Genomic DNA, 15,550 nt, shown 5'->3' with positions numbered 1-15,550 from the left:
GTTCTACCTTAGTCTAGAGCGCGGGACGGCGGGGAACTTCTACCATAGGACTTAACGAATTTTCCGTCGATCGACGCGAGCGACTTTCACGGGAATTTCCGTATTCTATAATCCGATCGAGAACGTTCGATCGAAACTTTTATTTCGATAACGAATATGCTCTATACACTCCCGATCGCTATTATCTTCCCGTTTAATTTACTAAACCCTCTCTATCTCGGTTTTCCCGCGGGGATGGAAGGGATCGCGCTATTAATATTACGGGTAGGAACCGGGATATTATTCTTTCTCCACGGTTATCCGAAGATTACCCATTTACAACAATGGGCGAGTTCTTTAAAAATGCCCGTGTTCCTCTGTTTTCTCTCGGCTCTATCGATGGTAGCGGGAGGGGTTTGTTTGGTGATCGGGTTGTTAACCCCTCTAGCGAGCGTAGCGATTTTCGTTTCGATGGCTTTCGCCGCTTATTTAGAAATCTCTCAAGGGTTGCCTTTTGTCGCTCGCGATCCCTATTTAATTCCCGAGGGACAGTACGAGGGGCCGAAGGGAAAGGGAGAACCTCCGAGTTGGGAAAAGGCTTTTATGTATTGTTTAATCTTGATCGCGCTCGCGGCGATCGGGCCGGGGGCTTTTTCTCTCGACGCTCTTTTGTTTGGGGGATAGATTTATTGTAAGGCAAAAGAAAAAGGGTAGTCGATCGCGTATTTGTTGGAAATTTTATATACAATTTTAGGCAAATATTTTTTCACAATACATAATAAATTATTTTTATTGAGAAAATAATAAATGGTGGTTACGACGGATTGATACCATAACGTTCTATTTCAAAGGTTATCGCCGTCTAACCCACCCTACGGATTTAATCGAGAATTATCAACATCAATAAAAAACCATGAATATATTACTTCGATCGAAAATTCAAATTCAACAAGTTCAAGCGATCGATCTCGTCGTTAATAACGTCGATCTCTCGAAAAATTTTTACGTTCAAGCTCTCGGTTTCGAGGTAATTTCCGATACGGTAATCGAGAATAATCGAATTCGATCGATCACCCTAAAACTCGGAGACGAGAGCGTTCGTTTACAGCAATATCTCGATATTCCCGGTAAACCCGTTCCCGTGGATTCCCGGAGTAACGATCGCTGGTTTCAACATCTGGCGATCGTGGTGAGCGATATGGAACGCGCTTACCACCATCTTCGCGCTTTTCCCATCGAATTTATCTCCACGGAACCGCAGACGATCCCGATCGATAATCCGGAAGCGGCCGGGATTCAAGCGTTTAAATTCCGCGATCTCGATCGCCATCCTCTCGAATTGATTTGGTTTCCCTCGGATAAGGGACAGAAGAAATGGCACGAGAAAAGCGATCGATTATTTCTCGGCATCGATCACACCGCGATCACCGTTGCCGATACCGAAGAAAGTCTAGAATTCTATCGGGATTTTCTCGGGATGCGAGTGGATGGGGGCAGTTTAAATCACGGGGAAACGCAAGCCCGAATGGATGGTTTACCGATCGCGCGGGTTCGGATCACGGCATTACGTCCCCCGCGCGGGGGAATGGGAATCGAATTACTAGATTATCTCGAACCCGCGGGAGGTCGTCCGATTCCCTCCGATTGGCAGGATTCGGATATGACCTCCACGCGGGTAGAATTCGCGAGCGATGAAATCGATCGAGATTATTCGATACAAGACCCGACCGGACATTCTTTATTATTAATTCCCGAGGATTCTATGACCGGATCGATCGAGATCTACGACGATCGGATGCACCCGTTAATTCGATCGAACGCTTCTTTGCAAAAACTAACCGGTGGGGCAGTTCATACCGAGGGGCCAGTGTATTTTCCCGAGGATGACAGCATCGTTTACAGTGATGCCCACGGGAATCGATTATTACGTTGGAGTCGGGAAAATGGCGTTACCGTACTTCGCGATCCCTCCGATTATCAGAATGGGAATTATCGGGACTTAGAGGGTCGTTTAGTGGGTTGTTCCGGGGGTTTACGGGCGATCGTTCGTCGGGAACACGATGGGGAATGGAAAGTGTTGATCGATCGCTTTCAGGGCAAACGATTGAATAGTCCGAACGATCTGGTGGTTAAAAGTGACGGTACGATCTGGTTTACCGATCCTCCCTACGGTATCACCGAACCGAATCAGGGATACGGTGGAATACAGGAACAACCGGGCAGTTACGTCTACCGTTTCGACCCGAAAACAAGCGAGATCGACGTGGTAATCACCGATATGCTCCGTCCTAACGGTTTAGCCTTCAGTCCCGACGAAAATCTTCTCTACGTTTCCGATTCCTCCGCGTATAATATTCCCGACGGATTCCATCACGTTCGGGTTTACGAGGTTATCGATGATCGAAAAGCGATAAACGGCCGCGTTTTCGCCGTTATCGATCCAGGTCAACCGGACGGTTTACGGGTGGATAAACGAGGTAACGTCTTCATCAGTTCCGAGGATAGCGTACAGATATACGCACCCGACGGAACCCGTATCGGCAAGATCCCCGTACCGGAAACCGTGGCGAATCTAACTTTCGCGGGAAATCGCCTGATTATCGCCGCGGGTGGTTCATTGTACTCGATCGATCTCCGGTAGGGAGATGGGGAGATAGGAAAAAGCTGTCAGCGGTCAGCGGTCAGCTAGATCTCTCTTTAGATAGTAGCCAGGGCGAAAAAACTCGCTCTTTGAAAGCTGATAGCTAAAAGCCTTTTGCCTCTTGCCTTCCCCTCAATCGATCGCCACGCGAAAATCCCGATTCTCCCATTTCTGGCTATGCGTCCAGAAAAAGGTGAAATCGATCGCCCCTTGCCAGTCACCCGCTACGGCAAGATCGACGTAGTGGATATCGAGAACGGTCGCGATCGAGTCGGTATCCTGAACGTTTTGCCAGTTATCGCGCGACCAGTGGAGACGGAAGGGCGCTTGGGCTTGAATTCTGAACAATTGTCCCCGATTTACCCGATCGATCTGCCGGTTGAACTTCCAGATCTCTAGGGATTTACAGTCGTGGCGGTCGCCCAGATAGCGATCGGCGACCTCGGGAATGAAATCGAACCCCTTACCGTCCCGCGTCGATCGCAGGAGATTAATATACTCCGCGTGGGCCCACATCAACGGCATCGCGGAACCGGTCGCGTGTCCGGAAAACATATGGATCTCGGGGCGATCGGCCTCGTCCCATACCTGTTCCGGCAGTAAACCGGTCGAGGAAGCGAAACGTTCCATCGCTTGGATATAGGGTTTCGGATCGTGTCCGGCCGCGAGTTCGTAGTGGCCCCGTTCCCCCGTCAGTAGCGGCCAAGCCCGTCCTTTTCCCCAACCGACAAAGGGGCCGCCGTCCTCTCTTTGTCCGTAGCCGTCGTGATTGTAGCGATGCCAGCAGGGGCCGGAGAAGGTATCCACTTTAATCACCGCGTCGATGACTTTAATCGAGTCGAGAACGATCGGATCGTCCGGTTTCCGGATACCGAAGCGCACTAATTGCAGGAAACCCGCGTCCACGATCTCTTTCGCGGGAAATTCCTTCCGTTCATCCGGGGGATGGTTGGCGATCGCCAGGGTTTTTCGATCGGGATTCTCGTCGGGACGGGGATCGTCAATACTGGCGGGATTGATGCGGATATAATGCCGTCGGATACCCGGAACCAGCGTTCCCTCGTTCGTTACCGTCCAGGTTTCTAGGTGACTTTCCAGAAAATCGGCGTACTCTTCCAGAAATCGGGCGGTTTCCCCGTCTTTTCGAGCGCGGGCGAAAGCGGACGCGCAGATCAAAGCGGCGATACAGGCCGCGAGGGTAGAGGGAGAAAATCCACCGGCTTCCTCCCAACGTTCCTGTTGCGTCACCGGCCCCTGTCGGACTAAAAATCCCGCCGCGCGGAGAACCATCGGGTAGATGTCAAAATTCACGAGGGCGTTCAACTTCTGTAATTTCCACGCCAGCAGGATCGGGAAGGCCACCTCATCCAATTGAATCCCCGTCCAGTAGGGATCGCCGTCGATCCAGAAATTCTGCGCGAAGCCGCCGTCCTCCCCTTGGTTGGTCGCGAGATAAACGAGGGCGCGGGTGGGGGTTTGGCGATCACCGGCGGCGAGTAGGGCGGTCGCGCTATTGACCATATCCCGCGTCCAGACGAGATGGTATCCCCCCTGATTGAGATCTCCCATCGCCTCGCCCCAGGGAATCGAGAGAGAGGCGATCATCGCTCCGGGGTAAGATTTATCCTCGTGGGCCAGGAGTAAACTGAAACTACTGTGGTAGAGATTGCCACCGTCGCCGGATTGTTCGTCGAGAGGTAGGATCGACTGGCAGATCCCGTCCCACTGTTGTTTATAGGTTTCTTCCTGTCGATCGAAAGATAGTTCCAGAGATTGAAATAGAGTCGAGATGGCGTTATGGACACTATCGCCGAACGCGAGTCCCAGGGTGAACTCGATCGAATTCCCGCTACGGTACAGGCGATCGGATTCTAGATCTAATTGTCCGGTCAGGGCGATATTACCGTTCGGGGCCCGATCGAACTGCCAGTCCATCCGGAAATTATCCGCGAGATCCGTCCAGCCGTCACTTTTCCCCACGTAACCGCAGGATAATCGCGCGAAGGGGATCGTCGCGCCCAGGGCTAGCCAGGTTTTTCCCTTACGGGCCGTCAGAATAAACTGTCCGGCCACCTCGGTAACACTCGCGTGATTCCCCCATCCCCCCACGTTCAGATGCGGCGCGCAGAGGGCGTATAGTTGCAATTTCGACACGATCGAGGGATCTCCCGTCAGTCGGGTGCGCTGGAGTACGCAGGAGAAACGCGGGTCACTAATGACTTCTTTAATCACGGTATATCGATCGAGGGGATCGCGGTTGTGAATCCGATAACCTAACCCGTGGGGCCACATCCGTTCTACTCTAGAATCGAGATGGCGTTTTTCCTCGTGAAAAAAACTCTGTCCGTCGCTAATCAGGTATTGCAGGTCGCGGATCTGCGGTCGATCGACCGTGGGATAATACACTTCCGTGATCGCCCCGTTCCAGATCGTGAACCAGACCCGACTCGCGCTATAGTAGGCGGTCCCGATCCCGTCCTTACTGGCCTGTGTCCATCGAGGCTCGATCCCCGGCGCGCCGAACGCGGCCGATCGATTATAAAATCTAACCATATTTTCAGCGATTATCAAAAGAATGAAGCGATAATTTTCTCGACATTCCAGCGCGAAGAACAACCGAAATCTTGACTTTCTTAGTCTACTTAACGTCAGTTCGGGATAACAATTTGACGATTTTTCGGTGAGAAGCCGAGTCTTATTCGGGGGACTAGCCCCCCGAACCCCCCACCAGGGGAGGGGTGCCTCCCCCGGACCTCCTGCACAAGGCTATTATCAACCTCACCGCGAGGTAAAAAGATTTCGCGATGACCGGAATCAGAGGATCTCGATTCTGACTTATCCCGAACTGACGTTACTTAAGATTTTAAAATTAAAGCGGATTTTCAACGTCTATCACGCGAGAGAGTGCGCTCTTCTCTCTATAGAGATAAGGCTAGTTCACGATAATTTCATTCTCTTAAAAATTTTAAGAGAGTTTTTATAAAATACAGCGTCTCGAAAATCCGCGGTATATTTCCCCTTTGCCTCCTGCCTCCTGCCTCCTGCCTCCTGCCTCCTGCCTCCTGCCTTCGTTACCCGATCGCCGGCATTTCCCCGAACTGCACGATCGCCAGAACCGCCGGTCGATCGCCCACGGTTCCCGAAAGATGCCCCTTCCGTCCCCGATCGTCTTCTCTCGTATTCTGATCCGCGCCGAAAGAGATCTCGCCCGGCCCCATTTCCACCCTTTGCCCGTCCATCGTTTCGACGAACCAGCGTCCCGATAGGGGAATAATCCACTGGGGTTTCGGGTTCTCGTGCCATTCTCCCCTCCAGCCCACCGGTAGAACGGTAAAGCTCACGGTTCCTCCTTCCTGTTTTACCCGTCCTAGCCATTGAGGAGAGGCGGGAGGCGAGATACTTTCGAGTTGGAAATCGCGGATCTGTTTTCGGGTTTGATGGCTAATTCCGTTTTCATCCGTCCAAACGTGCCAGTATTCGATCGTGGGAGTCGCGGTATCGTTCATAAGATCTCTCGCGCGGAATTCAAAAATTGTCGTGTGATTCGGGAGTCAGGAGTCATACCAAATCCTGTTTAAACAGTAGAGAAAAGTGGGGAGATGGGGAGATGGGGAATATTAATTTCCTACCTTCTGCCTCTTGCCTCCTGCCTCCTGCCTCCTGCCTCCTGCCTCCTGCCTCCTGCCTATTGCCTATTGACTATTGCCTCTTGCCTAAAACCCGAAAGTCTGTACCTCATCGTTTAGTAAAAAGGCTGTATCTACTGTTTACTGTTACGCGGTGGAGGGTTCGATCGCGTCCGTCTTCGGTCGGGAGAGGGAATCTATCTTTTTACGCGGTGAAAATGCCCGGCGCCGAAAGTAGGAAATCGTTCTATCTCCGACGTGGGAGGCTTTCGCTCTCGTCTTTTCTTTAAGGTAGAGGGTGTAGCCCGATGTCCGTTCTAACGGCTTCCTAACTTTCGTTCCCGATCGGGGCGAACTTCTTAAATCCGCCTAAACGGGAAACTTTAATTTACGCGAGGGATCTACGATGTACGAGACTCGTGACAGTATCGCCGATATCTGGGGAGAACGTACCCCCTACGTCAATGACTGGCCGGTTCGGGTGGACGAACGTATCTCCGAGGAACCCGATCGATGGGTACAATCCGCGTGCGTTCTCTGTTCCAACGGGTGCGGACTGGATATCGGGGTGAAAGACGGGCGGATCGTCGGGGTGCGCGGACGGGCGATCGATCCCGTCAATCACGGACGGTTGGGGCCGAAAGGATTACACGGGTGGGTCGCCAATCATAGCCCCGATCGCCTGACGAAACCGCTGATCCGCCGGGGCGATCGCTTGGAAGAAACGAGTTGGGACGAGGCGATGGAAGCGATCGTCCGGCGTTCGCGAGAGATCCGCGACCGTCATACCGCCGGGGCGATCGGTTTCTACACCACCGGACAGTTGACGATCGAGGAGTATTACACTCTCGGGGTGATCGGTAAAGCCGGACTCGGAACCCCGCACATGGACGGTAATACCCGTCTCTGTACCGCTACCGCCGCGGCCGCCTTGAAACAGTCCTTCGGCAGTGACGGGCAACCGGGTTCCTATACCGATCTCGATGTCACCGACGCGATCCTTCATGTCGGCCATAACATCGCCTCCCAACAGACGGTTTTATGGGCGCGGGTTCTCGATCGACGACGGGGACCGAAACCGCCGAAACTGGTAGTGATCGACCCGCGGGAAACGGAAACGGCGAAAGAAGCCGATGTGCATCTCGCGTTAAAAGTCGGCACGAATGTTCCGGTCATGAACGGCCTGCTGAATTTAATCATCGAGGCGGGACGGATCGATCCCGCGTATATCCGCGCCCATACCATCGGATTCGAGGATTTACAGAAAACCGTCAGCCGGTGGTCGCCCGAACGGGTGCAAGAGGTCGCCAACGTTCCCGCGGATAAACTGCGGGCCGCGGCGGAAATTCTGGGAAGCGCGGACACGCTGGTTTCTACGGCGCTTCAAGGGGTGTACCAATCGATGCAGGCCACCGCGGCCGCGTGTCAGATCAATAACCTGCACCTATTACGGGGATTAATCGGTCGTCCGGGTTGCGGTATCTACCAGATGAACGGTCAACCCACCGCGCAGAATACCCGCGAGTGCGGCGCGGACGGCGATCTTCCCGCGTTCCGCAATTGGGACAACCCGGAACACGTCGCCGAACTGGCGCGCCTGTGGAACGTGGACGTGAATGTTATCCCCCACTGGTCGCCCCCCACCCACGCGATGCAGATCTTCCGTTACTGCGAGACGGGATCGATTAAACTGCTCTGGATCAGCGCGACGAATCCGGCGGTTTCTATGCCGGAACTGGCGAGAATTCGCGAGATCTTGAAGAAAGAGGAATTATTCGTGATCGTGCAGGACGCGTTCATGACCGAGACGGCGAAACTGGCGGACGTGGTGTTACCGGCGGCGATCTGGGGGGAAAAGACCGGGTGTTTTACCAACGTCGATCGAACGGTGCATATCTCCCACAAGGCGATCGATCCCCCCGGCGAGGCCCGTTCCGATCTCGATATTTTCCTCGACTACGCCCGTCGGATGGATTTTCGCGATAAAGACGGCGCGCCTTTGATTAAATGGAATACCCCGGAAGAGGCTTTCGAGGCGTGGAAAGAATGCACCCGCGGCCGTCCCTGCGATTACACGGGATTGAGTTACGAGAAACTGACCGGGAACGGGGGAATTCAATGGCCCTGTAACGATCGCTTCCCCGACGGCACGCCCCATCTCTACACCGACGGACATTTCAACACCAGTTACGACTACTGCGAGACCTACGGCCACGATCTCGACACCGGGGGGGCTATCACTCCCGAAGAGTACCGGGCCGACGATCCGAAGGGAAAAGCTTTTTTCCGAGCGGCGGATTATATCCCCCCCCACGAGTGTCCGGACGGGGAATACCCGCTCTGGTTAACCACCGGGCGCGTGGTCTATCACTTCCATACCCGTACCAAAACCGGGCGATCGAAAGAACTCCACGACGCGGCCCCCGACGCGTTCGTACAGATCTCCGAAGCCGACGCGGCAGGATACGGTATTGTCGAGGGCGACTGGATAGAAGTGGTTTCCCGACGCGGCCGGGCGATCGAAAAGGCGAGGGTGGGGGATATCGAACCGGGCGTGGTGTTTATTCCCTTTCACTACGGCTATTGGGACGATCCGGGACGACCCCGCGCGGCTAACGAACTGACGATTACCGAGTGGGACCCGATCAGTAAGCAACCGCATTTTAAATACGCCGCCGTTCGTATCCGCAAGGTGTAAGGGGGAAAAATCATGCACATCGGGAACTATTTAGGCTTGATCCACCAGAGCGAGAAACAGTTAGCCGACGCTCTGGTGGCGGTCGGGGAACACCATAAGGACGAGCCGGATGTTTATCAAACCTGTATGCTGTTAGCCTCGTGGTCGCGGGAACACGTCGAGGCGTTACGACCGTTTATCGATCGCTATTCGGAAGACAAGAGCGACGAGCCGGAAAGGTTGAGTCAGTCGCTATTCGAGGAACCCCGATCGGGTAGTCTGGCACTACTGCGGGATCTACACGATCTCTGGCTGATCGCTAACGAGGTTCATCTGTGTTGGACTGTCATCCTACAGGCGGCGAGGGCGTTACGGGATAGTCGGTTAGAAGCGCTCTGTCAGCGACTCGACGGACAGACGAGCCGACAGGAAGCCTGGTTACTCACCCGGATCAAACAGGCGGCCCCCCAGATTTTAGTCGTAGCCGATTGAAAGACCGATGACCGCCACCGAACACGCCCGAAGCGATCGAACTTCCCGACCGCGACGCTATCCCCCCGGAATTCCCGATATCGTCTGGGCCCCGATCGTCGCCTCGTTATTGATCGCGCTCGTCGGGGCGATCGGGCTGATCGCCGGTCAACCCTGGCTGTTCCCCAGTTTAGGGCCGACGGCTTTTTTGCAGGCCGAACAGCCGGAACAACCGACGGCCCGATTCTACAACACCGTTGTCGGTCACGCTCACGGACTGGTCGAGGGTTTCCTCGCGGTGTGGGTATCGGGAGCGAGCGCGGCCCCTCCCGTTCTTTCGAGTCACGAGTTAACCCCCGCGCGGGTCGTGGCCTCGGTTCTCGCGGTGGGGTTGAATATGCTGTTCGGATTCCTTCTCAAAGCCTCCCATCCTCCCGCCGCGGCGACCACGCTACTGATCGCGCTCGGCGGCGTTAAACCCGTCTGGCGGGACGCGGTAACGATCGCCGTCGGTGTGATCGTCGTGGCGATCGTCGGGGAATTTTTCCGCCGGTTTCGGATGGGGGATTTTTCCCGACAACGCTAGAAAAATAGCCTTAAAGAGAATTTTTTCGGTAAAAGTTTAGGTCTCTCTCCAAAATACGCTTCCTGTTTTCTCGTGCAGGTCGCGCGAACTAGCGGATTCGCGTAACCATTGGAAATCAAAAAATCGATAAATTTTAAAAAAAATCCTCGCTTAGAAAAGTTTTTCAGGCGGGGCGAGGATCTTTCCCCGGCTAGAGAGCGAAATATCCGGCGATCGACGAAGGTTAGAAATAGAAAGATAATCACGCGATGGGTTATGAATGACGCGGAACGGTCTTTCCGGCACGTTCTCGATCGAGAACGCGACGAGATCCTACAACAGTTAGAGGACTGGCTAGAAATTCCCATGCTCGTTCTCGGTTTCGTCTGGCTGGCGCTATTCGCGATCGAGTTAGTGTGGGGACTGCCCCCGTTACTCGATCTGGTCAGCCTCGCGATCTGGGGGGTTTTCGTTTTCGATTTCGCGCTCGAATTTCTGCTTTCTCCCCGTAAAGGGGCTTATTTACAACGGAATTGGCTGACCGCGTTCGCCTTACTCCTTCCCGCCTTACGGATCTTCCGCGGGGTGAAGGTGGTACGGGCCCTACAAACTACCCGCGCGGTGAGGGGGATACGACTCCTGAGAGCGGTGACGCGAACGAACCGGGGGATGCGGGCCCTGGCGGCCAGCGTCAAACGGAGAGGATTCGGCTACCTCGTCGGGCTAACGGGAATCGTCACGCTCGCGGGATCGGCGGGAATTTACGCGTTCGAGAGGGACCTGGCGGGATCTCCCCTGAGCGATTACGGCGCGGCGCTGTGGTGGACGGCGATGGTGATGACGACGATGGGATCGGATTATTTCCCGAAAACCGCGGAGGGAAGGGTACTGTGCTTTCTATTAGCCCTGTACGCGTTCGCGATCTTCGGTTACGTGACCGCGACGATCGCCACTTTCTTTGTCGGCCGCGACGCGGAAGATCCGAAGGCCGAGGTCGCGGGGGCGAGAGCGCTCGCCGATTTACAAGCGGAAATCGCCGCGCTACGACAGGAAATCCAAGTTTTAATCCGTCAGCGGGATGGAGAATAACCATCGAGAATATCCGAAACGATCGATAGAATACGGTGATTTCAACGCTCGTGAGAGTTACGGTTCTCGATCCTCCCGCCGGTTAATAACTTCCGATTTATCCGCCCGATTTCCCTCGCTCTTCCACCAACTGGCGATCACCCCGGCGATCGGGAGGGAGAGGAAAACCCCCGGCAATCCCGCGATTTTCGCCCCGACCAAGAGAGCGAAGAAGGCGACCACGGGATTTAGCTCGATCGTGTTCTGCATGACTTTGGGCGCGATCAGGTTATCTTGAATCTGTTGGAGAACGATACAGGCGATTAACGCTTTCAAGGCTAATCCAACATTTTGAGCGAGGAGAATTAAAACGACCGTACTCACCCCTAATGTCGCGCCGATTCCCGGTATTAGATCGAAAATCCCGGCGATACAAGCGAGAAGCAGGGGAAAGGGAGTTTGCAGGAATACGAAGATGATAAAGGTAGCGGTGATTAGAAACAAACATAACAAGATCTGTCCTAGGAAAAATCCGAGGAAGTTGTCTTTGACGATTTTCGTGAATTTTTGTTGGCGGTTTTCCGGTAAAAGCTTGAGGAGGGAATTCCAGAGATTTTCTCCCTCTAGTAACATAAAGAAAGCGACGACCAGGGTTATAATTAATCCTAAAATATTTTGGAATGTCGATTGGAGGTTAGAAACGATATAATTGACTAAAACGAAAAGTTGATCCTGTATCGATCGCTGTACCGCGTTTAAATTCACTTGAATATTCAGCTTGTTTAAAAAGGCTTCCGATCGCTCGAATAGAGAGGCGATCGACCCGATAAAATCTGTCATACTATCGATCAGTTGTTGTCCCTGCGATAGTACCTTTAGCCCGATGCCCACCAGTAAAGTTCCCGCGAGCAGTAGAGCGGACAGGAAAACGACGATCGCCGCTAGATTATAGGGAAAAAAGCGGCTCAAATATCGAGCGGGATAGTGCAGTAAAAAGGCGAGAATCGTCGCGAAGGAAAAAATGGCGATGATATCTCCGAAGTAGTCAATGATCCGGACAATCCCCCAAGCGAGAACGAGCAGTAGGATCGATCGGACTAAAAAATTAATCGTGATCCGCTCCCATAAATTTTTTAGAAAAGCTTTTCTCATATCGAGATTTATCCGGGCAATTTTCAATCCTCGCTTCTTCCGACTAGAGAGAAGAATAAGCGAACCTGAGTTTTTTATAAAAAATCTCGGTAATTTTTTCTTCTATCTAAAGCTCTACATTTTGGGAAAGGGCGTATCGTCCGCGATAAAAAATAGCCGTTATCGAATTAAGTTCGAGATTTATTTAAATAGAAGAAGTCGCTAAAAAGCTAGTATAATTTATCTCGTACCCGATCGCCGATCGAGTATTCTTCTCCCGCCTCGATCTAAAAGAATAAATTTTATCGAAAATCTGAATCGATGGATTCTCTGCCGGTTGTTTCGCCCGATCGCCCCGACCTCTTCCCGTCCGATTCACGACTTAAGATAGTTGTCGATCGTGAAAAATATTATCAAACTGAAAATGACGGTCGAGCGATCTAAATAGTAGAGAGAAGTTCTATGATACAGGCACCGAGTAGACAGCGGTTCGCGAGTACCTTCCGAACCTTGAGTAAATTTAGCTTCTGGCTACAATTGGCGTTAGGAACCGTTTCCGCTCTCGCCATTTTCTTGGCGATTTCTAGCAGGAATTTAAGTGCGGGAACCGAAAATCCGGCGATCGGGGTCGGGATTTTCCTCTGTTTGACGGGGATCTGCGTTCTGATTTTCCGATTATATTGGGCGTTTCAATACCGACGGACGGCGAAACTTTTACAGACAGCCGATCGCGCTTTACGACCCTCGAAACAGGAAGTTTTAGAGAAATTACGTTTCGGTTTACTCGTGAGCGGTATCGGTTTGGCGATCGCTTTTATCGCCTCCGAGATTAGCGTGATCGGGGTACTGGGAAAATCTCTAGCGGAGCCGCAGGGGGTCGCGATCTATAACCGAGAAAACGTGGTACGTTCCCTCGATCTTTTCGTTCTCTCGGGAGGAATTCATTTAATCGGCGCGCATTTAGTGGGCGGGGTGACATCGCTCGGATTATTGGAGTGGCTGGAAAAATAATCGGGGTGAAATTCGCCCGGATCGGGAAAAGCTCTGTCGCCCCGATCGATGGGTTACTCGTAATTGAATAAAATCCCCCGTTCTCTCTAACAATCCGTCTCGCCTTTTCCATCTACAAGCGGTTTTCAGCGATCGAGATTTACTCATCGCTGAATTTCTTTCTACAGGAAGAGTAAAAAATATCACATCCGAAAGACGGCGAGAACGAGTCTTTTCAAATTATATAGAAGAGAGTGGGAATATTTGTAACTGTCGGGAGTGACAGATTTTCGCGATGAAGAGATTATTAACAGCAACCCTAGCCCTATCTTTTTTGCCCGTTATCATCGGTACGCCGAATCTTGTCCTCGCCAATCCGGCGATCGTGGCGCAATATTCCGCCCCGCGTATCGATAGTTTCCGCGTCGAACCGATCGATCGCCCGGCTCCCGGACGCGAATTAGTTTTTACCCTAGAGGGAACCCCGAACGCTAGAGTGACCGTGAATATCGGCGATATCGCCAGGAATCTCCCCGCTCGCGAGGTGCGATCGGGCTATTACGAGGCGCGGTACACGATCCGGGATCGGGATAATTTTAATGGCAACGTCCCGGTTCGCGCCGATCTACAGGCGGGAAATCGTCGCGTCAGCGCCACGCTGGCCGATTCCCTCGTGACGACGGGAAATAATCGCGATCGCCACGCGAATCTATCGATCGATCGTTTCACGGTGAATCCCGTCCGTAACCTACAACCCGGAACCGAATTAGTGTTCACCCTGCTCGGTACTCCCGACGCGACCGCGACCTACTCGATCGAGGGGGTAACTTACGATCGACCCATGCGGGAAGTCTCCCCCGGACGCTACGAGGGAAGTTACACGATCCGGGGTCAGGATAATTTCGACGACAATACCTCGGCGAGCGCCGAGTTACGGGTGGGAAATCGTCGCGTCAGCGCCACACCGATCGATTCCCTCGTGGCGACGGGAAATAATAGCGATCGCTACGGGAACCTGTCGATCGAGCGTTTCACGGTCAATTCCGTCCGCGACTTACAACCCGGAACCGAATTAGTGTTCACCCTGCTCGGTACTCCCGACGCGACCGCGACCTACTCGATCGAGGGGGTAACTTACGATCGACCCATGCGGGAAGTCTCCCCCGGACGCTACGAGGGGAGTTACACCGTCCGCGATCGCGATGTTTTTTCCTCCTCGGGGATGAAGGCAACGGCGGCTTTACAGAGGGAAGATCGGGTCGTCCGCGCCCGTCTCGACGACACGCTCGAAGCGAGTAACCGGAATACCCAGGACTATATTTCCACGAACGAGGCTTTACCTTTAGAAATTTTCAGCCCCGCCAATAACAGTCAGGTGGGCGATCGGGTGGAAGTGAGCGGTAGAAGCGCTCCCAACGCGACGATCACCGTGAACGTCATCGCCCGCAATAGCGTGATCGGTCTCTTCGGTGTCGAGCGCAACGTTCTCAGTCGTACTATCCAGGCCGACGATCGGGGAAATTTCAGCCTCAGCTTCCAGCCGTCGGGAGGCGTACCCGGAACCCGCTACGAGATTAGCCTGAGCGCCAGTAAGGGAGAGCGAACCAATCAGGAAACCCTCGTTCTCGTACAACAGTAGCCTCTCGCGCGAGGTGTAAAATCCCGTCTCGTGGCGGACCGCGAACTCGCTTCCCCCGTTCCCGATCGAGGAAAGGGGGCTATCCGACTAGAAATGGGACGCTCCCGATCTATACGGGTAAGAAACGCGTCTCCCGTAAAATCGCGATGAGATCCAGATCGGATTCCAGTAAACACGCGTGGCCGCTGTGGGGTAGGATAACCGTCCGAGCGTTCGGAAACACTCCCGCTAAACGGTAAACCTCTTCGACCGAGGGCAGGATTCGATCGCCCCGACTACCGAACAATAGAACGGGTTCGGTAAATTGTCGCAGTCGCGCCGTGTCGATCGTGAATTCCCTCGGCAATTCTAAACGCTGTACCGCCGTGGGTTGAGGAGCGTCGCGGACGGCTTTCCGTAGCGTTTTCCGGGCGATCGGGGATAATCTCGTCATCCGCGCCAGGAAAAATACCGCCGGAATCGAGGAAAGTTCGTAAACGAACTGGGGAGTCCAAGGGAGGAGAAACGAACCGAGAACTAATAGGGGAACTCTCGGGAAAGAAGAGGTGGGATTGATCAGGATCGCCGTGGTGCGGAATTGGAAACTACCGGGGACGGTGAAAATAACCCTAAGACGTGAATTTCACCTAGAAATTATCGCTATCGCGGAAAAGAGCCTCTAAATTAAATATAGAATGGGCCTGCTGAAGTATTCGCGTTCTATCAGCTTACCGCCCTCTCCTTTCCTTATCCCGAAATCGGGTTAATTCGAGAAAGCTTCGAT

12 protein-coding genes are annotated in these 15,550 nt (G+C 53.3%); 8 read left to right on the top strand and 4 right to left on the bottom strand.

Going from position 1 to position 15,550, the window contains the following annotated elements:
• Positions 1-156 precede the first annotated feature (156 nt).
• Together V0288_RS09050 and V0288_RS09045 are read left to right on the top strand one after the other, a co-directional pair.
• Positions 157-663: a DoxX family protein gene (locus tag V0288_RS09050; RefSeq protein WP_332864756.1), complete on the top strand. Its 507-nt coding sequence runs from the start codon at positions 157-159 to the stop codon at positions 661-663.
• Between the two features lie 229 nt (positions 664-892).
• Entirely contained in the window at positions 893-2,620 is a 1,728-nt protein-coding gene (locus V0288_RS09045; protein WP_332864755.1) for an SMP-30/gluconolactonase/LRE family protein, read from the top strand.
• A 132-nt stretch (positions 2,621-2,752) separates the two neighbouring features.
• Here V0288_RS09045 and V0288_RS09040 read toward each other — a convergent pair whose 3' ends face one another.
• Together V0288_RS09040 and V0288_RS09035 are read right to left on the bottom strand one after the other, a co-directional pair.
• Positions 2,753-5,173 carry a glycoside hydrolase family 15 protein gene (locus tag V0288_RS09040; protein WP_332864754.1) on the bottom strand — a complete coding sequence of 807 codons (2,421 nt, stop codon included), beginning with the start codon at positions 5,171-5,173 and terminating at the stop codon, positions 2,753-2,755.
• 518 nt (positions 5,174-5,691) lie between these two features.
• Entirely contained in the window at positions 5,692-6,126 is a 435-nt protein-coding gene (locus tag V0288_RS09035; protein WP_332864753.1) for a cupin domain-containing protein, read from the bottom strand.
• A 526-nt stretch (positions 6,127-6,652) separates the two neighbouring features.
• Between V0288_RS09035 and V0288_RS09030 the strand changes: the two genes are divergently transcribed.
• The 4 genes from V0288_RS09030 to V0288_RS09015 all read left to right on the top strand — a co-directional run bounded on the left by V0288_RS09030 (position 6,653) and on the right by V0288_RS09015 (position 11,048).
• Positions 6,653-8,944, top strand: coding sequence for a molybdopterin oxidoreductase family protein (locus tag V0288_RS09030; protein WP_332864752.1), 2,292 nt, complete (start codon positions 6,653-6,655; stop codon positions 8,942-8,944).
• A 12-nt stretch (positions 8,945-8,956) separates the two neighbouring features.
• Positions 8,957-9,415 carry a hypothetical protein gene (locus V0288_RS09025; protein WP_332864751.1) on the top strand — a complete coding sequence of 153 codons (459 nt, stop codon included), beginning with the start codon at positions 8,957-8,959 and terminating at the stop codon, positions 9,413-9,415.
• A 7-nt stretch (positions 9,416-9,422) separates the two neighbouring features.
• On the top strand, positions 9,423-9,980 hold the full coding sequence (locus tag V0288_RS09020; protein ID WP_332864750.1) for an HPP family protein: 558 nt from the start codon (positions 9,423-9,425) through the stop codon (positions 9,978-9,980).
• Positions 9,981-10,235: 255 nt separating this feature from the next.
• Positions 10,236-11,048 (top strand): potassium channel family protein, encoded by an 813-nt coding sequence (locus V0288_RS09015; protein ID WP_332864749.1) that lies wholly within the window; start codon positions 10,236-10,238, stop codon positions 11,046-11,048.
• Between the two features lie 57 nt (positions 11,049-11,105).
• Here V0288_RS09015 and V0288_RS09010 read toward each other — a convergent pair whose 3' ends face one another.
• Complete coding sequence (locus tag V0288_RS09010) at positions 11,106-12,179, bottom strand: AI-2E family transporter (RefSeq protein WP_332864748.1); 1,074 nt, start codon at positions 12,177-12,179, stop codon at positions 11,106-11,108.
• Between the two features lie 441 nt (positions 12,180-12,620).
• On the opposite strand from V0288_RS09010, the gene V0288_RS09005 reads away from it, so the two are divergent.
• Both V0288_RS09005 and V0288_RS09000 read left to right on the top strand, forming a co-directional pair.
• Positions 12,621-13,169, top strand: a complete 549-nt coding sequence (locus V0288_RS09005; protein ID WP_332864747.1) for a DUF3611 family protein — start codon at positions 12,621-12,623, stop codon at positions 13,167-13,169.
• 274 nt (positions 13,170-13,443) lie between these two features.
• A complete protein-coding gene (locus V0288_RS09000) occupies positions 13,444-14,787 on the top strand; it encodes a hypothetical protein (protein ID WP_332864746.1) in 1,344 nt (447 codons plus the stop codon).
• A 109-nt stretch (positions 14,788-14,896) separates the two neighbouring features.
• On the opposite strand, the gene V0288_RS08995 is transcribed toward V0288_RS09000, so the two are convergent.
• Positions 14,897-15,343, bottom strand: a complete 447-nt coding sequence (locus V0288_RS08995; RefSeq protein WP_332864832.1) for an alpha/beta fold hydrolase — start codon at positions 15,341-15,343, stop codon at positions 14,897-14,899.
• Positions 15,344-15,550 lie beyond the last annotated feature (207 nt).

Origin of the sequence: Pannus brasiliensis CCIBt3594 (genome assembly GCF_036688125.1) — a bacterium.
Taxonomy (GTDB): domain Bacteria; phylum Cyanobacteriota; class Cyanobacteriia; order Cyanobacteriales; family Microcystaceae; genus Pannus; species Pannus brasiliensis.
Note: the sequence above shows the minus strand (reverse complement) of the source record. Positions and strands in the feature narration are given on the sequence as shown.